Source organism: Mesorhizobium sp. BR1-1-4 (genome assembly GCF_020165375.1).
GTDB lineage: Bacteria > Pseudomonadota > Alphaproteobacteria > Rhizobiales > Rhizobiaceae > Mesorhizobium > Mesorhizobium australicum.
On record NZ_JAIUIB010000012.1, the window covers coordinates 1 to 21,886 of the forward strand.

The 21,886-nt window shown below is 59.8% G+C and carries 15 protein-coding genes; 8 read left to right on the top strand and 7 right to left on the bottom strand.

The genetic code is table 11. The features are described 5' to 3' along the window. Positions 1-679: 679 nt before the first annotated feature. The 5 genes from LB571_RS23865 (at position 680) to LB571_RS23885 (ending at position 7,691) form a co-directional block, all read left to right on the top strand. The gene (locus LB571_RS23865; protein WP_224598476.1) at positions 680-1,753 is read left to right on the top strand and encodes a hypothetical protein; all 1,074 of its coding nucleotides are present in this window, start codon (positions 680-682) and stop codon (positions 1,751-1,753) included. A gap of 50 nt (positions 1,754-1,803) precedes the next feature. Then, positions 1,804-2,013, top strand: a complete 210-nt coding sequence (locus LB571_RS23870; protein ID WP_224598478.1) for a hypothetical protein — start codon at positions 1,804-1,806, stop codon at positions 2,011-2,013. 186 nt (positions 2,014-2,199) lie between these two features. Then, complete coding sequence (locus LB571_RS23875) at positions 2,200-4,512, top strand: peptidase domain-containing ABC transporter (protein WP_224598481.1); 2,313 nt, start codon at positions 2,200-2,202, stop codon at positions 4,510-4,512. After that, entirely contained in the window at positions 4,509-5,915 is a 1,407-nt protein-coding gene (locus tag LB571_RS23880; protein ID WP_224598483.1) for an HlyD family type I secretion periplasmic adaptor subunit, read from the top strand. The genes LB571_RS23875 and LB571_RS23880 overlap by 4 nt, the downstream gene beginning before the upstream one ends. Further along, complete coding sequence (locus tag LB571_RS23885) at positions 5,916-7,691, top strand: tetratricopeptide repeat protein (RefSeq protein WP_141906358.1); 1,776 nt, start codon at positions 5,916-5,918, stop codon at positions 7,689-7,691. A gap of 12 nt (positions 7,692-7,703) precedes the next feature. Here LB571_RS23885 and LB571_RS23890 read toward each other — a convergent pair whose 3' ends face one another. From LB571_RS23890 to LB571_RS23900, 3 genes are all read right to left on the bottom strand, one after another. Then, positions 7,704-8,423, bottom strand: coding sequence for a Crp/Fnr family transcriptional regulator (locus LB571_RS23890; RefSeq protein WP_224588088.1), 720 nt, complete (start codon positions 8,421-8,423; stop codon positions 7,704-7,706). 714 nt (positions 8,424-9,137) lie between these two features. Next, positions 9,138-11,438: a mannose-1-phosphate guanylyltransferase/mannose-6-phosphate isomerase gene (locus LB571_RS23895; protein WP_141906359.1), complete on the bottom strand. Its 2,301-nt coding sequence runs from the start codon at positions 11,436-11,438 to the stop codon at positions 9,138-9,140. A 13-nt stretch (positions 11,439-11,451) separates the two neighbouring features. After that, entirely contained in the window at positions 11,452-12,972 is a 1,521-nt protein-coding gene (locus tag LB571_RS23900; protein WP_224598485.1) for a phosphomannomutase/phosphoglucomutase, read from the bottom strand. 718 nt (positions 12,973-13,690) lie between these two features. Here LB571_RS23900 and LB571_RS23905 point away from each other — a divergent pair. Together LB571_RS23905 and LB571_RS23910 are read left to right on the top strand one after the other, a co-directional pair. Beyond that, the gene (locus LB571_RS23905) at positions 13,691-15,571 is read left to right on the top strand and encodes a GumC family protein (RefSeq protein WP_224598487.1); all 1,881 of its coding nucleotides are present in this window, start codon (positions 13,691-13,693) and stop codon (positions 15,569-15,571) included. 127 nt (positions 15,572-15,698) lie between these two features. Next, positions 15,699-16,490, top strand: coding sequence for a sugar transferase (locus LB571_RS23910; protein ID WP_224588080.1), 792 nt, complete (start codon positions 15,699-15,701; stop codon positions 16,488-16,490). A gap of 15 nt (positions 16,491-16,505) precedes the next feature. On the opposite strand, the gene LB571_RS23915 is transcribed toward LB571_RS23910, so the two are convergent. From LB571_RS23915 to LB571_RS23925, 3 genes are all read right to left on the bottom strand, one after another. Beyond that, positions 16,506-16,742, bottom strand: a complete 237-nt coding sequence (locus tag LB571_RS23915; protein WP_140793001.1) for a hypothetical protein — start codon at positions 16,740-16,742, stop codon at positions 16,506-16,508. A 316-nt stretch (positions 16,743-17,058) separates the two neighbouring features. Beyond that, complete coding sequence (locus LB571_RS23920; RefSeq protein WP_224598493.1) at positions 17,059-18,372, bottom strand: polysaccharide biosynthesis/export family protein; 1,314 nt, start codon at positions 18,370-18,372, stop codon at positions 17,059-17,061. A gap of 15 nt (positions 18,373-18,387) precedes the next feature. Then, complete coding sequence (locus LB571_RS23925; RefSeq protein WP_224588077.1) at positions 18,388-19,260, bottom strand: glycosyltransferase family 2 protein; 873 nt, start codon at positions 19,258-19,260, stop codon at positions 18,388-18,390. A gap of 246 nt (positions 19,261-19,506) precedes the next feature. Here LB571_RS23925 and LB571_RS23930 point away from each other — a divergent pair, with 246 nt between their 5' ends. Next, positions 19,507-20,739 (top strand): glycosyltransferase, encoded by a 1,233-nt coding sequence (locus LB571_RS23930; protein WP_411908859.1) that lies wholly within the window; start codon positions 19,507-19,509, stop codon positions 20,737-20,739. Here the strand turns inward: LB571_RS23930 and LB571_RS23935 are convergent. Continuing rightward, on the bottom strand, positions 20,732-21,862 hold the full coding sequence (locus LB571_RS23935) for a glycosyltransferase family 4 protein (protein ID WP_224588076.1): 1,131 nt from the start codon (positions 21,860-21,862) through the stop codon (positions 20,732-20,734). The genes LB571_RS23930 and LB571_RS23935 overlap by 8 nt on opposite strands. Positions 21,863-21,886 lie beyond the last annotated feature (24 nt).

A 21,886-nucleotide genomic window follows, 5' to 3' on the forward strand; every position in this document is an offset into this window, starting at 1 on the left:
ACTGGCGCAACGGGCGACACCGGTTCAACCGGTGGGACTGGCGCGACCGGCGACAACGGAGCAACTGGCGCAACGGGTGATACCGGAGCCACGGGTGCAACCGGCGATACCGGAGCCACGGGTGCGACCGGGAATCCTGGCTCAACGGGTGCCACCGGCGCTACGGGCGACACCGGTGCGACTGGGGACACCGGCGCCACAGGTTTAACGGGTGCGACTGGCGCGACCGGTGACACTGGAGCGACTGGCGACAACGGAGCAACTGGCGCAACGGGCGATACCGGAGCCACGGGTGCAACCGGCGATACCGGAGCCAGGGGTGCGACTGGGGATCCTGGCTCAACAGGTGCCACCGGCGCTACGGGGGACACCGGTGCGACTGGCACAACGGGTGATACCGGAGCCACGGGTGCGACCGGCGATACCGGAGCCACGGGTGCGACCGGCGATTCGGGTGCAACGGGTGCCACCGGCGGTACAGGCGACATCGGTGCGACTGGCGCAACGGGTGATACCGGAGCCACGGGTGCAACCGGGGATTCTGGCGCTACGGGTTCGACTGGAGCTGCAGGCGCGACTGGCTCTACCGGGGCGACTGGCGCGACCGGAGCCACGGGTTCAACTGGGGCAACCGGTCATTCGGGTGCGACAGGGGCCACGGGTTCGACAGGAGCGACCGGTGCTACCGGAAGCACAGGCACAACTGGGACCACCGGCGCAACGGGCGACACCGGAGCAACGGGCGCAACCGGTGATACTGGTGCGACCGGAGCAACTGGCGCAATGGGTGATACTGGTGCGACCGGGGCTACCGGAGCGACGGGTGACACCGGAGCGACCGGCGATATTGGCGCGACGGGTGACACCGGAGCGACTGGCGCGACGGGCGACACCGGAGCAACTGGCGCGACGGGTGACACTGGAGCAACTGGCGACACCGGAGCCACCGGAGCAACGGGTGATACCGGGGGGACTGGCGCGACGGGTGATAGCGGGGCGACTGGCGCGACGGGTGACACGGGGGCAACAGGTGCGACCGGAGCAACGGGTGCCACTGGCGACCCTGGTGCAACGGGAGCCACGGGCGCTACAGGCGACACCGGAGCAACTGGTGACACCGGAGCGACTGGGGCGACCGGTGACACCGGAGCAACTGGCGCGACGGGTGACACGGGGGCAACAGGTGCGACCGGGGCTACCGGAGCAACGGGTGCGGCTGGCGACCCTGGTGCAACGGGAGCGACTGGCGCTACAGGCGACACCGGAGCAACTGGTGACACCGGAGCGACCGGAGCCACCGGCGACACTGGAGCAACTGGCGACACCGGAGCCACCGGAGCAACGGGTGATACCGGCGCGACGGGTGACACTGGAGCAACAGGTGCGACAGGGAATCCTGGTGCAACGGGTGCCACCGGGGCAACAGGTGCGACCGGCCATACTGGTGCGACCGGGGCAACTGGGCACACCGGAGCAACGGGTTCCACTGGAGCAACGGGCCATACCGGGTCCACTGGTGCCACCGGTCATGGCGACAATGATCATGACCACAACGGCAACCACCATCACCATGGTCACAATGGCAATCACGACCACGATCGCCACAATGGCAATGGTGACCGTCATGACAATGACCGTGGTGACAATGGCCGTGGCAGCCGTGACAATGGTCATGGAGGGCATGGCAACGGGGATCATGGTTCGTCGGCCAACAGTCAAGGTGGCTATATCTCGACCGACACGCTTGGGCTGAAGGATATCAAGCAGTTCATACAGTCCAGTAGTTCCGCTGACAGCCAGGACTTGTTCAGGCAGCTCATCAGCCTCGCCATTGTTTCGGTGGCTGTGGACCTCCTGAACCTGCTCACTTCTGTCGCAGGCTTTGGTCAGACCCAGAACAAGCCGTTCGGTTCGACCTTGGACCTGACATCGGACAAGCAGAGCTCGGGGTATGCTCAAACCGACGACACACTGAAAAAGACACTGAGCAATATTCTGAAGCCGCATGACTAAGCGGTTGAAAACAGTGGACGCGGACCCTGCTGGAAGGCGGGGTCTGCGCCTGCGCGCTTCCAGCGCCGGCAATCGTCTCATCTCGTATGCCTGTTGGAGATGCGAACGGTCTCGCCAACTTCCATTGCGACAAGACGTAGCGAGCCTCTTCGAACTCTTGAGGCTGGTTCGCGGGAGCAGTGCACTGTGAGCGTACAACTCAGTCAAGGCCCCAAACCGAGCCCGAACCATCATGACGCGCAAGCGAATGCGGCCGGCAAGCATCCGGGCGAGGGCAAAGCGCAACGGAGTCCAGGCGGGCCTGCCGAATTCGGTCAGGTCGCACCGCGCCTAAGGGCTATGATCAAGGTCGCACGTTACCACGGTGTCGAGCTGGACCCCAACGAATTCAGGGCCGCAAGCGTAGGCACCACTCCGACCGCTGCGGATCTCTCTCAATGGGCGCAGAACGGCGGGATGTGGTCGCGCGCGGTTCGCGTCCGCTGGTCGCATCTTCTGCGCTTCGAACAAACCGGACCGGTGGTTCTGCTGTTCAGCGATGGCCGCGCTGGCCTGCTTACTGGTGCTAGCGCCGAACGCAATCTCATTTTCTTGAAGAGCGTAGATGCGCCGGATGATGCCCAAGCGATCGCGATCGACGAGCTGAGGTTGTCGCGGGTCTGGTCGGGTGAGGCGGTGCTGCTGCGTCCTCAACGATCCTTCGTCGCCGCCGACGCGCCGTTCACCTTCCGCTGGCTCGTAGATCTTGTGCGGCTCGAGGCTGTGCCGCTGCGCGACATCGGCATCGCTTCGTTCACACTCAGCATCCTGACAATTCTGCCGCCCCTTATCGTCATGACTGTGGTCAACAAGGTGCTGCAGTTCAACAGCATCTCGACTCTGGCATTGCTGAGTGCAGTGATAGTCGTCGTTTTCGCCTACGAGACCCTGCTCGGCCACGCGCGCCGCCTGATCATCAACGTGGTCGGCGCTCGCTTGGACACCAAGCTGAACTTGCACGTCTTCGGTCGGCTGTTGCGCCTGCCGCTTGACTATTTCGAGCGCCATCCAGCGGGCGAGACAATGTACCATCTGGCACAGGTCTACCGCATCCGCGAATTCCTCACAGGCAAATTGCTCAGCACCTTCCTGGATCTGATGACGCTGTGCGTGCTCATCCCAGTCATGTTCTATATCAACGCAACACTCGCCTGGATGGTGCTCGGCTGCGCCGTCTTGATCATGCTGATCATCCTTGCTTTCCTTGCGCCGCTGCGGGCCAGCTACCAACGCGTGGTGAATGCCGAGACCTGGAAGTCGGCGGCGCTCGGCGAGACCGTCGCCGGCATCAAGACGGTCAAGGCGCTTGGTCTCGAGCCGCAACGCAAGGCGCTTTGGGACGAACGGGTGGCGGACGCGGGTAAGGCGCGCCTGGCTTTTGGGCAACTCGCCAATTGGCCGCAAACCCTCGTAACGCCAGTTGAGCGCGCGATGGTGTTGGGCACCATGCTGATGGGGGCGTATCTGGCCATGAGCGACAGCACTGGCTACATGGTCGGCAGCCTGTTTGCATTCATGATGATCGCCCAACGCGTCGCGCAGCCCCTTGTCGGCCTGGCACGTCTGGTAGAGGACTACGAAGAAGTCGGCGCGGCCATCGGTGAGGCGGCGTCAGTTCTCAACCGTCCATTAGAAAGCAGTTCAAATTCCGCGGGCCTGAGGCCAAAACTTGTCGGCGAAATCAAGTTTAGCGACCTGACCTTCACTTACATGGGTACCAAGACGCCGGCGCTCGACCGGGTCAGCTTCGACATTCCGTCTGGCTCGATGTTCGGCATCGTCGGGCGCAGCGGCTCCGGAAAATCGACCATCGCGCGTCTTCTGCAAGGCATCAACCGCGACTACAGCGGGTTCCTCAAGCTCGACGGGATCGACCTCAAGGAAATTAACCTGCGCCACCTCCGCCAGGGCCTAGGTGTTGTCCTTCAGGATAATTTCCTTTTCCGCGGTTCGATAAGGGACAACATCATCGCGGGACGTCAGGGCTTGACGCTTTCGGATGCCATGCGTGCTGCTCACCTTGCCGGCGCGGCTGAGTTCATCGAACGCATGCCGAATGGCTATGATACCTACATTGAGGAAGGCTCACCCAATCTGTCGGGCGGGCAACGGCAGCGGTTGGCAATAGCCCGCGCGCTCATTCACAACCCGACCATCCTGATACTGGACGAAGCGACAAGCGCGCTCGATCCCGAGAGTGAAGCGGTGGTCAGCGACAACCTCCTGCGTATCGCCAGCGGCCGAACGATGATCATCGTCTCGCACCGGCTGGCATCGCTGACGGAGTGCGATCAGATCCTCGTGGTGGATCAGGGCAAGGTTCTCGATGTCGCGCCGCATTCCGTCCTACTGGAGCGGTGTGGCGTTTACCGCCAGCTTTGGCTTCAGCAGAACCGGCACCTGGAAGGCCGGCGTGGCCGATTGGCGGCTGTGCCCTCCGTTGATGTGAGCCGGCCATGAGCGTCACCCCCTATGCGCCAATTGCTGCTCGCCGTCGTCGGGCAAAGGCCAGCGATCCGACGGCGCCGGTCATTCTCGAATTCCAATGGCCATCGACAGCCGTCGCAAACGCGCCGGTTCCGCGAGTGGCTCGTAGCATCGTCTGGGTCGTATTTAGCCTGGTCGTCGCGCTGATAATGCTCGCAGCTCTGATACCGGTTGACCAGGTGGTCACGACGAGGGGCCTGGTGGTGGCACAGTCGCCAAACATCGTCGTCCAGCCGCTCGAGACAGCCATCGTCCGCTCTATCGAGGTACGCGAAGGACAGCAGGTCAAGGGCGGCCAGGTGCTTGCCCGACTCGACGCCACTTTTGCCTCGGCCGATCTCACCGCATTGGCCGCCCAAGTCACGACCCTCGAAGCCGAGGTGGCTCGCCTGAAGGCCGAGGCCGACGGAAACTCATTCACCTATGACGGCCTGGATCCGAGTTGGACACTGCAGGCCTCGATCTTCGATCGTCGCAAGGCGGTCTATGACGCCAAGCTGGAGAGCTTCGATCGACAGGGTGACCAACTCAGTTCGGTCATCTCCCGCTCCCAGTCCGATGCCGATGGCTATCGGCAGCGATTGGCCGTCGCGGGGTCGATCGAGCAAATGCGCAAAAAACTCGAAGTGAGACAGGTCGGAAGCCGTCTCAATACGCTCCTTGCCGAGGACAACACAGCTGAAATGTCGCGAGCTCTCACCAACGCCGAGCAGACATCCGAGGCTGCTAAGCGCCAGCAGGCTGGGGTTGCGGCCGAGCGTGACGGCTTTGTCCAGAGTTGGCGCGCAGACGTTTCGCAGAGCCTGTCGGAGGCCAATTCGCGCATATCCGACGCCCGCGAGCTTCTCAACAAGGCCAAGCTGCGCAAACAGTTGGTCGAGCTCAGGAGCGAGGCCGACGCTACCGTTCAATCTGTGGCTAAAGTTTCCGTGGGTTCGGTTCTGCAGTCCGGAGAGCGGTTGATCACCCTGGTCCCGGCTGACGCGGTGCTTGAGGTGGAGACGAATATCATCGGCCGCAGCAGCGGCTTTGTTCACGTCGGCGATCCCGTAGCAATCAAATTCGATACGTTCCCCTATTCGCAATACGGCCTGGCTCACGGCACGGTACGCTCAGTCAGCCCGGATTCCTTCTCTGCCAGGGATCAGGTGCGTGACCCGAATAGCTCGTTGGCCATGCTGCCCTCGGATGCCGACCAGTTCTACCGCACGAGAATTTCCATTGACGACGTCGCCCTTCATGGCGTGCCCGCCGGCTTCGCGGTCAGCCCCGGCATGCCGGTCACAGCTGATGTGAAGGTAGGCCGCCGCACGGTGCTCAGATACATCCTCGGCACGATGCTGCCGATCGGTCAGGAAGCAATGCGGGAGCCATAAATGGCGTTGATGGATCGGTTGGCCGGACGTATCCACCCGGCGCTGGCGCTGCGCAGGGCAGCTCAGCTTACTGAACAAGGCAAAGCTGCCGAAGCGTTTCCGCTTATAGCCACCGCTGCTCGTGCCGGGGTTCCAGAAGCGGAATGCCGCGTCGCGCGCTGCTATCTTGAGGGGTCGGGCGTACCGCCAAGCCGATTGGAAGGGACGCGCTGGCTACGGCGGGCTGCTGACCATGGTAACCCCGATGCGCAGGCACTCCTTGCCGCGCTTTACAGCACTGGGCTGGCCGAACACGAGGACAACACAGGAACCAGCAGTTCAGAAAGCCTGTTCAAGTCGCCGTCTTCACGAAAGCCGGATTTCGAGGCAGCGCTTCCGTTCGCCCAAAAAGCTGCCGAGGCTGGCTCCGCAACAGGGCAGGCCATACTCGGCTATATTCTAAGCAAGGGCCCAATGCCGATGCGCAACCTCAATGCCGCTCATGGCTTGTACGAGAAGTCCGCGGCGGCCGGTTGTCCGGAAGGATGCCTTGGCCTCGCCCTGTCACTTGCCCGTCGCAAGCAACCGGAGCACAGGACTAGGATTGCCGAAGCGATGCGGCGTGCGGCCGATGCAGGTCTGCCGACAGCGATCTACCTTCTTGCGGTCCTCACCGAGCACGGAATGGGGGTGCCCGTCGATCGCGAGGCGGCTGCTGAGCTTTATCAGCTGGCTGCGGAAAAGGGCCTCGCTTCGGCCCAATTCAGGCTGGGGCTTTCTCTCATCGAGGGCAGCTTGTCACGTCAGGACCCCGCAGCAGGCGAGGCGTGGATGCGTCGCGCCGCAGTGGCCGGAAACCTCGACGCCGCCTATCGTATAGGCGAACGGTATGTGAAGCGCCCTCAACCGGATTATGCGGAAGCCGCGACGTGGTACCGGCGCGCTGCGGAGGCAGGTCATCCAGTAGCCGCTCGTGCCTTGGCATCGCTGTATCTTTCCGGGAACGGTGTAGCTCAGGACGCCGAGGAAGGAACGCGCTGGCTGCGCGGCGCCGCTAATGGTGGCAATCGAGAATCCCAGGTCGACCTTGCGAACCTTATCCTGGAAGGCGCCGGCGACCCTACTGATGGTGTCGATGTCGCGGAGTGGTTCGAAGCGACTGCTTCGTCAGGAGACGCAGTCGCGGCCTTCAATCTCGGGCTTTGTTTTGCCGAAGGGGTCGGAGTGAGCAAGAACCAGGAACTGGCGGCGAAGTGGATGAGGCGCGCAGCCGAAGGCATGGCGCAGGCGCAGTATATGTATGCGCGCATGCTTCAGAATGGACGCGGTGTGCCAGCTGACCAGATGCAGGCCAGGCTTTGGTTTGACCGAGCGGCCAATGCTGGCATGGTGGACGCGCAGGTGGCTTTGGCCGAAATGCTCTACAATGGGCGTGGAGGAGAGCGCTCGGCGCGCGCCGCGGCGCATCTATTCAAGCAGGCTGCCGCCACCGGCCATGTTGGCGCGATGTTTGCAATCGGGGCTCTATACGAGAGCGGGCAGGGGCTTACTCCGGATCGGAAGGCGGCGCAGAAATGGTTCGCAGCCGCCGCTGAGCGAGGGCATGGACACGCCCAACTCATGCTGGGCCGCTACCTTTCCCAAGGTGTTGCCGGTGAGTACGAGCCAGTTGCCGGCCGGATCTGGCTCGAGCGAGCCGCCTCTCAGGGCATTGATGAAGCGGCCGATGAGCTTGCTGTTCTTCGAGACAGACGCGAAGCTTCAGGTCCCTCAAATGCAAGGATCCCAAGGGGCTGAGGCGCCTGGTGCTCAGCTCCTGATGTATTCGCCGTCGAATCCGGCGAACTTCGTCAGGCCCGGAGAATCGAGCACGCGGACATGGCCCTGGCGGAATTCGAGAAACTTCCGCTCGCGAAGTTCCCGCAGCATTCGATTGACATGGATCGGAGTAAGACCAAGGGCGTCCGCGAGATCGTATTGGGTGAGCGGGCAGTCGAAGCCGTTGCGGTCAACCGCGCCTACTCGTTGCAGGCGCGCTGTCAGTTCGAGCAGCAAATGTGCTGTTCGCTCCAATGCGTTGCGTCGTCCTATGTTGGCGAGGTGCTGGGCCATCACCGCGCCGTTGCGTACGAAAGCCCCAACAATGAACGAGAAGAGTTGAGGCGATTTCATAGCAGCAAGCGTCAAAGTCTTGGTGGGTGCCACAAGCAACGAAAGTTCAGTTCGAGCTACGAACGTCTCAATAGAGCCGCTCCCATGTGATTGAGGCAGAACGACATCGCCTATCAGGGCAAAATCGAGAATTTGTCGCTGGCCATCCGGAAGCTCATGGGAAATGCATCCCCAACCCGACTCGACGACGTAAATACGATCCTTGTTGTCACTTTGGCTGAAGATCACCGCGTCGGCTGGATATCGCTTTGCGGTGAACCCGAGAGTCTTGATCAGAGCGGCGTCGTCATCGCTAAGTCCAACGTATGTCGAACGGTGCTCATCTCCTCTCGAAAAAGAACGTGAAGCATTCGCCATCCCTACCCCCTACGCCAACTCCATGTGTACCTTCCTGAACTTCACCATGTATATAAAAATCCATGTGATGGGCGCCTCTTTGGATCCCGGCAAAGAAAGGTCGCGACGTCAATGTCGTATCGAAATCTGGCTCGCAACACGCTAGGGCTCGATTGACGCCGCTTAGAGCTGGCGTCATCTATGACTTACTTCTCTTAAAATTCTCCCTCATTGACTCAACTATTTCGCTGGCAACGAGACAGCTCCGATTATCTGCCTGGTCGGCGGCGTTGCGCAACGTCAGCGACGCGTCCCTCAGCAGTCCCCTGATCTCGGACGGAGACAACAACTCCGATGCTTCGAGTTCCAGGAGGACCGATTCACTCACATGCAGCGCGGCAAGCGCAACGGCCCGAGGCCTTGTTGCAAGCAGCTTCAGAAGATCACCACTGCGCCTGTGCCGCGATTTCTTTTTTGCCATCGTCGCCTTCAACTGTACGGACAACGGTTTCTAATTCCCACGTCTTGACAACTTTACGCAGCCTCAGATCGAGAGGCAGGTCGATCCTCTCGTTTTGGCGTGACTTCCACGATATCGCACTTTGCTGTGGTGACACAGAGACAAGAAGATACCGAATTAGCGGTAGCTGGCGTCCAAGGCGTCACAGGGACGAATGGCGAGAAAACATTCTGTTTGGAGAAGATCCGTCCCTTTGCGATGAGCGATCGCTTTCTTTAGCCATAACTCTGCTTCGCGACAGCGCTGTCGTCTTTGAGAGACGGTACGGGGAACGCCTCCACCTGCCCCTCGGTCTTGTCGAGATATTGCATTAACGCTGTCACCAAATGGTAGAAGATGCTGGCAGGAACCTCCGTCGCCAGCGATCGGCCGCGCTCGTCGATCCTGTCCATCCACAGGCCAAGCGGTGCGGGATCGATATGCCATCTGAAAAGGCGCGCGACACGAGCTTCGATCTCTGGTTTCAGATCGGGCCCGCCGATGCCATCCAACGCGATCGCCGCCTTGATCGCTTCGCATTGCGGCCAGCTACGCGAGAGCCTGTCGAGAGGCAGCCCTTGTCGCGAAACGGCCGCATACGCCAACCCTGTGGCTCGATTCAGCCCGCTGGCGACCGCCGACGAATAGAGTTTCCTCGCATAAGCAGCCAGATCTTTCTGCCCGCTTGCCCGCGCGAAGTCGACGAGCAGAGAGGCCCATTCGAAATGGTGCCCCGGTTCGGTCCACTGCCCCTGGTCTCCGGGCAACGGCAGCCAGTCCGCATCGAAATACTCGCCGAGCGTCCAACTTTCCTGATCGAAGAAATGGCTGCGGAAGAGATCGATGACGCGAGCCGCTCGACGCAGATATACGCGATCGCCGGTTACGGCATACCAAGCAAGGAAAGCTTCAAGCATGTGCATGTGTGGGTTCGAGGACCGAACCCCATTCCAGCCAGGTGTCTCAAGGAAGCCATTCAGGCTGCCATCCTCGAGGTGAGAGTCGATGAACTGAAATGTCTCCTGTGCAAGCTGAAGGCCAGCCTTGTGGCCGCATCGATAGGCATGGGCAAGTGCGAGGAGCACGCAGGAGTGATCATAGGCGTCCTCCACGGGGTCCGCCACGCTTCCATTCGGATTGAGGGTGCGTACCCACCCTCCGCGATCGGTGCGGCCGTATTTTGAGATGAAGTCGATTCCGTGATCGATGAGCTTGTCGGCGTCCCCGGTCCAGCCACGTTCCTTGGCCACCGCAAAAGCATAGATCTGGCGAGCCATCGTCCGCATCCGCTTGGGTTTGCTTAATGGCGTCGCATCGAAACGAAGCGCTTCGTGGAAGCCGCCATGCACATTGTCGACCCCTGCGTTTGACCAAAGCGGAAGGGTCTCGTTGAAGAGCCAGTGCTCGACGCGCTTGCGCCATGACCCGCTGACAATGACCCGGTCTTCCGACGCCGTGAATTTCGTCTCGAGACGCCCACTCTTCTCGAGTTGCTCGACGACCTTCTTCACATTCTGGCTATGGCTGACCGGGGCGACGAATATAGCGTCCGGCGTTGCGACCACCGCCACATCCTTCATCCCTATAACGGTGAGCAGCCGACCTTGGCTTCTGAGGTAGGAACTGTCGCAGTCCATGGCGACAACATCGCCCATTACCACGTTGCCATTGCCGTCCACGGGGCTCGCCTCCAGCAATGATTGCCACGATCCAAGGTCGTTCCAGCGGAAGGACGCCGTCACCATCGCGATGCCCTGCCCATGTTCCATGACCGCATAGTCGATCGATGTGGAGGGGACCGCCGAGTAGAAGCCTTGTGGCAGGTAAAGACCCGAGACATCCACCTTGGCCGTCTTGAAGGCGCGTTCCGCCGTTTCCCATATCTCCGGCTGAAATTCGATTAAAGCTCTCTGCATTGTGTCGGCACGAAACAGGAAGATGCCCGCATTCCAGTAGAACCTTCCCGACGATAAATACTTTTGCGCCGTCTCGATGTTCGGCTTTTCGACAAACCGTGAAACCGCGGCCGCGCCGTCACCATTGGCCGCAACCTCAATGTATCCATATCCCGTCTCTGGATGAGTGGGCTTGATGCCGAACACGACGATGCTTCCCGAGTCGGCGGCAGGCATGCCCGCTTCAACGGTCTCCCAGAACTGCGTCTCGGTCGATATCTCGTGGTCGGAGGGGACCACGAGCACAAGCGCGTCCTTGCCGTGCTTCGAAATCGTCTGCAGTGTCGCAATAGCGACAGCTGCCGCGGTATTGCGGCCCAGGGGTTCGAAAATCGGCTTTCCGCCGTTCAGCCCAAGCGGAGTTATGTCCGAGATGACCCGTTCGGCATGACGTTCGGATGCTATCAGATAGATCGGCGTTTCGCTGTGCGGCCACGCTTTCAGGCGCCGAACCGTCTTCGCCAGCATGGAACCGTCCCCCGAGAGATCGTGGAACTGCTTGGGATTGTCTTCGCGCGAGAGCGGCCATAGCCGGGACCCGACTCCTCCGCTCATCACAAAACTTACGATGCGGTGTGCCATGCTTCAGCTCCTCTCAGAATGTCTGGTTGTAGGCCCCGACCTCTGGATTGCGGCGCAGGACGGCGTCGATCGCCTCGAACATCTGGCGACGGCGCTCCGACGAGACGGGGCTTTCGACGACGACGACAATTTCGGGCTTGTTCGACGAAGCTCTGACCAGACCCCAGGTGCCGTCTTGAGCCACGACCCGCACCCCATTGACGGTAACCAGATCAGCCAGCGGCTGACCCGCGAACACCGTCCCGTCCCCCTTCATCTTCATGAAGTCGCCGACGACCTTGTCGACAACGCCGTATTTGACTTCGTCGGGACAGTGAGGCGACATTGTTGGCGTGCCAAAGGTTACGGGCAGGGCGCGATAGAGGTCGGCCAGCGTCCTTCCCGGATTGCGGTCGAGCATCTCGCAGACGGTGATCGCCGTGATGAGGCCGTCGTCATAGCCACGCCCGATCGGCGGGTTGAAGAAGAAGTGCCCCGACTTCTCGAAGCCGGCGATTGCGTTAAGCTCGGCAACCCGTCGCTTGATGTAGGAATGCCCCGTTTTCCAATAGTCCGTCCGTGCACCGTTTTGCGCGAGAACGGGATCGGTCATGAAAAGTCCGGTTGATTTCACGTCTACGACAAAGGTGGATTGCGAATAGAGGCTGGAAATATCTCGCGCCAGCATGACGCCGACCTTGTCCGCGAAGATCTCGGAGCCTTCATTATCCACCACGCCGCAGCGGTCGCCGTCGCCGTCGAAGCCGACACCCAAATCGGCACCGGTTTCCAAAACCTTGTCCCGGATCGCATGCAGCATTTGCATATCTTCGGGGTTAGGATTGTAGCGCGGAAAGGTGTGATCGAGCTCCACGTCAAGGGGGATCACCTCACAGCCGATGGTCTCCAGCACCTGGGGGGCAAATGCGCCCGCCGTCCCATTACCGCAGGCAACGACGACACGCGGCCTGCGTCGAACGTTCCTTCCGGCAGTCAAGTCTTCGATGTATCTCTCGCGAAAGTCGGAAACGAATTCGTAGCCGCCGCCACCCACCAGATCGAAGTCGCCGTTCAGCACGAGCGCCTTGAGCGCTGCCATCTGGTCAGGCCCGAATGTAAGAGGCCTCTGCGCGCCCATCTTCACTCCGGTCCAGCCGTTCTCATTGTGGGAGGCCGTTACCATGGCGACAGACGGAGCGTTGAGTGCGAACTGCGCGAAATAGGCGGTCGGGGAAAGCGCAAGGCCGATGTCCTTGACACGTGCGCCAGCCGCCATCAGCCCTGACACCAACGCCATCTTTATGGACATCGAATAGCTGCGAAAGTCATGGCCGGTAATGATCTCAGGGCCCACGCCCATCCGGCGGATCAGAGTACCCAGACCCATGCCCAGCGCTTGGGCGCCCATCAAATTGAGTTCGGGCTCTTTCTCAGAGCCCGGATGCCCAAACCACCAGCGCGCATCATACTCGCGGAAGCCAGTGGCTTTGATGAGAGCATTGTTCTCGAACGCGAATGTGTTTGGCTTGGCTTGGCCGACTATGTTTAGGGTCACGACTTTCGCTCCGAAATTGCGCCAACATTCCTAGCATCTCGGCGAGCCACGGCCGCTTCATGAATTCGGGTAGCGCTACCCCACGCTTCGTGCCGCCTCATCCAATAGGTGGAGCCCATCGATGATCGAAAGGATGTCTCGTCTGGGCATGGCGGTTGAGTATCGTGGGAAGTAGGTCCGCGTCGGGCGCTAACCTCAATGTGGCTGTGTAGTGCCGCTGACACCATTCAGCTTCCTTTTTCGGAAGAACGTCGATCATAGGCGTTTCCGAGCCTTGGCACGTGCGCTCGACGGCATTCAGCCAGAAATCGAAAGAGAATCGGAGCGACTTCGCGGGGCCTGGAAACACATGACAGATTGTGCGGCGTTTTCCCTGGAGGCAACGGAAAACGGGGATAAGAGCGAACGCCTGTCAGCTAAGCTGGATATTCTCGCCCGGGACCTTGCAGCCAACCGAGCACGACAGTTGCTGCTGGAACGGCAGAAGTCATTTCTAGCCACGATAAGGGCCGGTCTGCCGCGCATTCTTCACTCCCACAGGGCGTAGGTCTACGCCAATTGGTGGCGTTTACCTTCCCCCGCGTCGGCGTAGTCTTTCTTGCAAAGCTTGGGATCGCGGGGCCTCGGCTCTTATGAGAACATCGGGCGGACGCCATGAAGCTCTTGTGTCGGGCGGCGTGCACGAAGGATTCTCCTTCATGCCCGCCGGAGACGTTGAATGAACCGTTTGTTCGCCAGCCAATGGCCCTTGGCAACCAATCATCAGGCCAATGCCGGACAAGAATTCATCGGCCTCTCGGACATAACCGAGTTTCTGAGATATTATGTCGGAACAATGTCGGCCTGCCTTGCCGCGGCACTCCTGGTCGCATGGTTTTACAATTCGACCACCGATCCGGTTTTTACAGCCAGCGCGAAGATATTGATTGAACCGAAGCTGCCCCAACATCTGCAGGAGGGTGGCGAAATAAATCTCTCGTTGGACACCGCACAAATAGAAAGTCAAATCGCTGTACTGCAATCCGAGAAGATTGCTTCCATGGTCATCGGCCGGTTGAAACTGATTGAGGATGCAAGTTTCAATCGCCCCGAGACACCGATATTGCAGGAGAGATTTAGGAAAATCAAAGATATAATGGTCCAGGCTGTGGGGCTTGAGAAAAGCATCTGGCTGAACGCGCTCTGGGGGCATATCGGTTTAGGCGCTCCGGAGTCGGTCGCGAAGCTGACCGACTACCAGAAGTCACGTCTCAGCATGCTGATTTTCCTCAATGGCCTCGATGTGCGAAGGGTGGGTGTCTCCTACGCGATAGACATATCCTTCACCTCCGCCGATCCCGAGGGCGCCGCCAAGATTGCGAATGCAACGGCCGACGCCTTCGTGCATGAGCAGATCGACACCAAGGCCGAGTCGGCAAGAGAAGGTGGGGCATGGTTGGAAAAACGCCTTCAGCAACTGCGCACCCAGATGAACGAGGCAATGGCCAGGGCACAGGCATTCCGCTCTCGACACGATTATAGCGTAGGCGCTGATTCAAGTGCCGGTGACGGCGTCAATTCTGAACCTACTCTCGAAGAACTCGAGGTGACCGCCGACACCTACCGAAAAATGTATGAGAGCTTTCTGCAGGCTTACACCAATTCAGTAAGCCAGCAATCCTACCCCGTCGCCGATGCAAGAGTAATCACGGCCGCGACACCACCGCTTCTTCCAAGCGCTCCAAAACCGAAGCTGGTGTTGGCCTTCGCCGGCGTCGCAGGGCTCATTCTCGGCATTGGCCTTTCCTTCGCGCGGCATTCATTCGACTGGACCATACGCTCGCCACGTCAAATCCGCGATAACCTGGAAATAGAGTGCGTAGGAGAATTGGCGCCCACCAGCAAGCGCAGGGAATTCGGAAACGTCGACGAGGTGACTAGGCATCCGTGGTCGCGATACAGCCAGAGTCTGAGGAAAGTGCGAACCGAAATCAGCTTGGCGGAGACGAACCATCCGGTGAAATTCCTTGGCCTGACTGCAGTGTCGAACAACAGTCAGAAGAGTTCCGTCGTCAGCAATCTTGCGACCCTGTATTCTATGTCCGGCCTAAAGACATTGGTGATCGACGCCGATGTCCGAAGATCGACGATCACCACTCAACTGCTTGGGCGCCCGAACGTCCAGGGCAAAGAGTGCCAGGATGGTTTTCAACACAATGTCATTCGCGCCCTGGGGCGGCGGTTCGACGTTCTTTCAAGTTCCGTGGTGGATGCAAAAAGCCTGCTCGTGCCAAGAAACATGCAGGCTTTCCTGTCTCAAGTCAGTGCTGAGGATCCGACAGCCGACGAACTGGCCGCTTATGATATGGTCATCGTTGACCTGCCAACGCTCGAATCCGGGGCGGATGACCTGATCGTTGGATCCGTGCTCGATGGTGTCGTGGTCGTTGCGGAGTGGGGAAAGACGCACGTCGACACGTTGCGGGAGCTTGTGAGGACGCTGCAGGCCTCCAGGACGCCGATACTTGGCGTGCTTCTCACGAAGGCGCGGGCAATGACGTCCAAGCACCGTCGGATTGCGGCCAAGCGCAGCGCTTTCGGAAGTCGGCAAAGCGTGTAGGGCAATCATACGTGAGGATTAGGGGGTAGCCGTTGGAGTATCGCGCTACCTCCTTTGCATTTCTTGCCGGCAAGTTCCGTCCTTGGAAGACTGTGGAAGTTGAACAACGAGAAACAGCGACCGTCACATGACAAACGCCTTCGAGAAGCAGTCGCACCAGGGGGGGGCGCTTTGGGGCCAGCCCGCTGTGCCGGCGGCGGTCGAGAGCAGGGCGGTCCTGCATGTTGTTTCTGCGCGTGACTACGCCGGCGCCGGGACCGTGTTGAATGACCTGTCGGATGTCATCACTGGAGCGACGAACCCTCCGATCGGAGGCGTCCTCAAACGGATCATGGATCTGGTCATCGCCGGCGCAGCGCTCGTTTTCGCCGCGCCCGTCATGATCCTCGTAGGTCTGTTGATCAAGATTACGGCCGGCGGTCCGCCAATATTCTCGCATAGCCGCGTAGGCTTCGGCGGAAGGTCATTCGATTGCTATAAGTTTCGCTCGATGGTGCGCAATTCGGACGAAGTTCTGAGTGCATATCTTGATGCCAACCCCGACGCACGCAGGGAGTGGGAAGAGACCCACAAGATCAGGAACGATCCGCGCGTTACGCTCTTGGGGCGACTGCTGCGCAAGTCCAGCCTGGATGAGCTTCCCCAACTCATCAACATACTGCGCGGTGACATGAGTTGCGTGGGCCCAAGACCTATCGTCAAGGACGAACTCAGGCGTTATGGCGAGCATCAGGCGGAGTACCTCGCAACCAGGCCGGGACTCACCGGTCTTTGGCAGGTGAGTGGAAGAAGCAGCATGGACTATGATAACCGCGTTGCGCTGGACAGCCAATATGTGCGGAACTGGTCGGTCTGGCTCGACGTCGTGATCCTGCTCAGGACCATTGTCGCGGTCATGCGGGTCGACAGGGCCTCCTGAAGCGTCGAGCGACGATCACTTTTCGTTTCGAGTCCAGCAGTGCGCTAGAGACAAGCCTGCGAGGTAGGCGCAAGCCAGAACAAATACCAGAATTAGAGATTTGCCAACGGTCACATAGCCAGGCAGCCCCATGCTATTCCAGGTGACCGCCCCGATCACCAGCAGTGCGGTCGCTGCCAGCAGCGCCGCAGCCTTGAATCGTAAACCCAGTAGTATCCCTGCCACCGACACGGCCAGTATGCTTGTGAGCACCGATATCTCCAGTGGCACCAGCAGAACCAGTCGGCTTGCCGCGGCAGGGAGTTCCGTCAGGGGCCAAGAGCCCGCGTGCGCCAACTGATATGCGGCCTCGCAGTGCAAGGCAAGTGCTAGAGACGGTGTGTCGGAATGCTGTTCGAAATATCGCGAACGGGTACTTGTAGGGCGACATATTTTTCGGGTCATAGCCACGAGCATGACCATGCACGACCCGCTGTGCCCGTCCAACGCCACCTGTAGCAAGAGGGCAGCCCGGTCGATCAGCGGCCGAGCCAGGATACGGCCCTGGTTGGCCCCAACCCGGATCCGGTCAGTTCGTACTTCCAACAGCAGTTGTTTTCGCCTGGATGCTTGTATCCGCTGCGGGCAAGCTATCTAAGCCCGACTGCGGCAGCGGGATTTCGACCTTCACGGTATCGCCCGGCTCGACGAGGGTTGTCTCCTGGGCAGCAAACTCTTCCGTGCCGCTGTCTTTCGGCCTCACAATCGTGAAGATCGGCTTGGCCCTCGCGGCATTTTGCCTTAGCGCCAGCAGAGCGGGCACTGCAACCTGGGTCTCGCGCAGCAACTGCACCGCGGTGTCGGACTTGCTGGTGACCTCATTGAGCTGCTGTTGTGTCTCGCGCAAGCCCTCGGCAACCTCGCTGGAATGCTGATTGCTGAGGTTGAGGATTTCGATGTCCGTCTTGCTCATCTCCTGCCTGACACGCAGCATCGAGGTCTCGGCCGCCAATCTGTCGCTCTGCATCTGGGCGACGGTCCCCTCCAGCGAGAGTTCCCGCGGTGCGACCGCGAGGCCCTTCTGCACGAGATTCGAAACACCCGCGAGCTCCTTTTGGATGAGTTCGATCTGTTTGTCATGGAAAGTCAGCTGTTGCTCGAGCGAGGCCAGCTCCTGTTGCAGGAAGTCCTTGAGTTCTCGCAATGAGCGCAGTTGGGTCGCCAGTGCATCCTTGCGGATAACGAAAATCTTGCGTTCCTGGTCCATTGCCAGCGCAACGGTTGCGTTCGAAGCCCTGTCCCTCAGTTCGCTCGGGAAAGCGATGTCTTCACTGCCGGCCAGCTCTGACAGCAACCGCGCTTTGCGCGCGAGCAGGCTGACATTGTTCAAAGCCAGCAGCCCGACATCGCCTTGGCCCGTAATGAACTCTCGTCCAAGCCGAGACACATCGTCCTCGCGTATAGGCAACCCGCCGGCGACCCCGAGCGCCTGCAGTACCGTCAGGCCGGGCCTGTAGGGAAATTCTCCGGATTGCTTGACGTTGCCGATGATATAGAATGGCCTATATTGGGCAATCTCCACGGCCACATCCGGCTGGCGGCCGAGACCCATGTGCTGCATCAGCCGATCGCCTATGGCGTGAGCGAGATCCCCGGGAGCGGAGCCCTCGGCGCGCATCTGCCCAACAAATGGCAGGAAGAGCGTCCCATCGGCACCGACAGTGAAACTGTCATTGAGAGCCGTCCACTCGAAGATGACGTCACGCGATGCGCGCCATTCGTAAACCTTGAGCCTGACCTTGTCCTGCGGCCCAAGCAGGTACTCCGCGCCTGACGCCGGCAGCGGACAGGCAGCAGCTGCCGCCAATGAAATCCCTGCCACTGTTGAAAGCAATTTGCGCATTGTCTTCCCCCGTCGTCAGATCTTCAGGATGTATTCGGGTTCGATTCGCCCCATGGCGATATGCAGGATCGCGAGCGCGTTCCCGCTGAGACGACCCCTTCGGTCGACATATGGCTCGGGCCAAAGGCTCTTTGCGAGGTTGGCTGCAATATTCCTGAACATAAGGGGAAGCGCGAAAGAGGCTGGAACTGTCCCTTTCCTTACCAGGTAGACCGCATTGGCGACCTGGGAGTAGCCGAACCGCTTTCCGCTGACGCGTCCCGTTTTTATTCCAAGATGAACACCCGTGATCGACGTCACGCATACGACGCGACCTCTGGTTCTCATTTGACTTGTGAAGTCGATGTCTTCCTGCCAGCCATAGAGGACGAGGCGCTCGTCGAAGCGCAAATCGCCAACCAGCGAGGAACGGAACGACATGTTGCATCCGTAGGCACCGACATGGTCGACCACGCAGGGTCCATTTGCTGTGTGGCCTTCCGATTCCCTTAGCGCAGCTTCTGCATCCTCCCAGGTAAGACCGGCATTGGTGGCGCCGTCTCTGACGACCCTCCCCATCACAACCGCCCATCCCTCATTTCCAGCAAATGCCTCCTCGACCTGCCCCAGGTATCGAATGGAGGGAACGAAATCGTCGTCGAAGAATGTTATGATGTCGAAACGCCCCAATGCGGGCACAAGAGCGGTGTTGCGTTGGGCAGCCAATCCTTTCGGACCGAAAACACTCGATACCGGGAACCGGCAGCCGTCCGGCAGTTCGATGTGTGTGGCGTCGGGTGCCGACAATATGACTTCATCGGGAGGTCTTGTCTGGCCGCCTAAATATCCAAGCAGGCGAGCAACTTGCTCGCTGCGTCCGAGGGTCGGGATAATTACTGCAAGTTTCATGTTTCTTCCAGGCATCGCTTCCCTGACCCTATGATGACGCGAGGGCTCAAGCAGCCTGCATAAAAGTGGGCTCGACCAACGGGGCCTACCCCCGGGTACCCGCTTTTGAAGTATTTCCCGCAAGCGGCTCACAATCATAAGCGGTAGGGCAAATGCCAGCCGGCAGCAGTCCGTGACCGATCGGACAACTTGCGATCCTCCTTCGACAAAACAGAAACTGAGGCCTCAAAGGGGAAGGGGAGAACCATGCTCCATGAACGCTCTTCCGACCTGGCCATCGCGGCCAAGGTCGAAATGCCGATTGAGGAGTTTCCGGCTGCTCCGGTGTCCGACTTCGACAGATATGCCAGGATAGCGGTCGTTCACGACTGGTGCCCAAATTTCCGGGGTGGCGAACGAGTTCTGGCGCAGATATGCAAGCAATTTCCCAATGCAGAGGTGTTCACACTTTTTGATTTCCTCCCGGCTGAGGTGAAGGAGCAATACTTTCGCGACGTGGAATTTCATGCCTCCGCGGCCAATCGGATACCGATGGTACGGAAATTCTACCGGTCCCTCTTCTTCTTTTGCCCATTTCTGATCGAGCAGTTCGACGTGACCGGCTATGATGCTGTGATCTCGTCCTCGGCGGCATTTTCCCGAGGTGTGATCACAAGACCTGATCAGCCGCATCTGTGCTATGTGCACAGCCCCGTCCGCTATGCCTGGGATGAGCAATTCTCCTACCTTCAACAGGGCAAGCTCGGCTTCGGTCCGAAAGGACTGCTCTACCGCTATATGCTGCACCGTCTGAGGACCTGGGATACGAGAACCGCGCACGGTCCAGACCTGATGCTGGCGAATTCAAACTATGTCCGTTCCCGAATCCAGCACATTTACGGACGTGACGCACGGGTTGTTTTCCCGCCGGTCTCGCTGAAGGAATTGCCCTGCGTAGAGGACAAGGACGACTACTACGTCTCGGCGTCCTTCCTGGCCCCCTACAAGCGCACCGACCTGGTGATCAGGGCTTTCAACGAGATGCCGTCGCGACGGCTGGTCATAGTCGGCGAAGGGCAGCAATCAGCCAGTTTACGATCGCTGGCGGGTCCGAACGTCACATTTTCGGGGTTCCTCCCTCGCAAGGAATATATCGATACGCTTGCCCGGGCGAAGGCGATGGTGTTTGCGGGTTGCGAGGACTTCGGCATCGCGCTCGCCGAGGCGCAGGCCTGTGGGACGCCGCTGATCGCTTTCGGCAGAGGCGGCGCGGTCGATATCGCGCGAGGCCTGGGAGCAAAGTCCGAGCCGACGGGGGTACTGTTCAAGGCTCAGACCATCGAGCACCTCATAGACGCGGTCAAACGGTTTGAGGAACACAGCCACCTCATCACGCCCCAGGCCTGCGCCAAGAACGCGCAGCGCTTCTCGGAAGAGAATTTCGACCGCGCCATGCTGGAGTCCATAGGAGCGGTCCAGGCACTTCACGCGATCATGTGAGTTCACGCAGCCTGACTATGTTGGTTTCTGTATCGATACCGTCAGCAACAGCCATCGCCTGCAGGTAGCGCAAGGCGCTTGCTCTCCAGCTATATGCCGAGGCTCTAGCCTGTCCCTTCCCTATCAACTGCAGGCGCAGGGTCCTGGAATTGCGGAGTTCCATGAAACGGTCGAACCATGCCTGCGGATTGTCAGCGGCAGCATAGAGGGCTGCGTTCCCACAGACCTCTGGCAGGCTGGCGCGTTCGGACACGACAACCGGACAGCCGAGCGCCATTGCTTCGACAACTGGGAGACCAAAGCCCTCTGTTAGTGAAGGAAAGGCCAGGCAAAGCGAGTCCGTCAACAGCGCAGCCAACTCGTTGTCGCAAATGCGTCCGAGCCAATGGATGTTTCGGGCTTCAGCTCTGGCCGATCCTGTTTTGAAAATGGCCGAACCCGCCATGCCGACAACCGCGATCTTCAGTCCAGCTTTGCCAAGGCGGTCGGCCATATCGAGAATGAGATTCACATTCTTGTGGGGTGCGGCGCTGCCGATCATGACGATGGTTTCGCGCGAGGCGGCCAATCGTGTCGCTGCCGAGTGTTCAGCCTTCCACAGCAAGGCATGTTCATGGCCGTTCGGCGCAACGAAGACCCTCCGCTCTGGGACGATGTCCCGCCGGACCAGTTCGCCTAGCGAAAAATTGGAAACTGTCGAAATGCGGCATGCCATCTTGCCGAGGCATGGTAACAGCGCTTTGTAGGAGGTCCTGAAGCCAAGTGAATAGCTGTGTGGGGCATTCCAGACATTTGCATCGTGAATGCACACGATATGCTTGCGCGACAGAACCGGCCCGGTATTGCACAGGCTGAGTAGCCCGCCGCCGCGCACAGAGGCGGCTAGCCGGGTCTGCTCCCATAGATGCCCACCGCTGCTGCCTAGCACGCAACGTTCGATAGAATTGAGCGGTATGTCCGAGCTCCCCGGTGGGCAGTGAAGCCTGAGCTCAAGCCCACAGGTGAGCGGCGCCTGTTCGGTGATCAGCGCGTCCAGCGAACGGACGATCTCTCCCGCATAGCGCTGGACGCCCGTTGTCGGTTGGGAAAGGAAACGTCCGTTTATTGTCCAGTGCCGTGCCATGTCACCCTCTCGATGTTTCTAGTT

Coding starts and splice junctions, on each gene's coding strand:
- LB571_RS23880 (WP_224598483.1), top strand. CDS start 4,509: ATGAGCGTCACCCCCTATGCGCCAATTGCTGCTCGCCGTCGTCGGGCA.
- LB571_RS23885 (WP_141906358.1), top strand. CDS start 5,916: ATGGCGTTGATGGATCGGTTGGCCGGACGTATCCACCCGGCGCTGGCG.
- LB571_RS23890 (WP_224588088.1), bottom strand. CDS start 8,423: ATGGCGAATGCTTCACGTTCTTTTTCGAGAGGAGATGAGCACCGTTCG.
- LB571_RS23895 (WP_141906359.1), bottom strand. CDS start 11,438: ATGGCACACCGCATCGTAAGTTTTGTGATGAGCGGAGGAGTCGGGTCC.
- LB571_RS23905 (WP_224598487.1), top strand. CDS start 13,691: ATGAACCGTTTGTTCGCCAGCCAATGGCCCTTGGCAACCAATCATCAG.
- LB571_RS23910 (WP_224588080.1), top strand. CDS start 15,699: ATGACAAACGCCTTCGAGAAGCAGTCGCACCAGGGGGGGGCGCTTTGG.
- LB571_RS23920 (WP_224598493.1), bottom strand. CDS start 18,372: ATGCGCAAATTGCTTTCAACAGTGGCAGGGATTTCATTGGCGGCAGCT.
- LB571_RS23925 (WP_224588077.1), bottom strand. CDS start 19,260: ATGAAACTTGCAGTAATTATCCCGACCCTCGGACGCAGCGAGCAAGTT.
- LB571_RS23930 (WP_411908859.1), top strand. CDS start 19,507: ATGCTCCATGAACGCTCTTCCGACCTGGCCATCGCGGCCAAGGTCGAA.
- LB571_RS23935 (WP_224588076.1), bottom strand. CDS start 21,862: ATGGCACGGCACTGGACAATAAACGGACGTTTCCTTTCCCAACCGACA.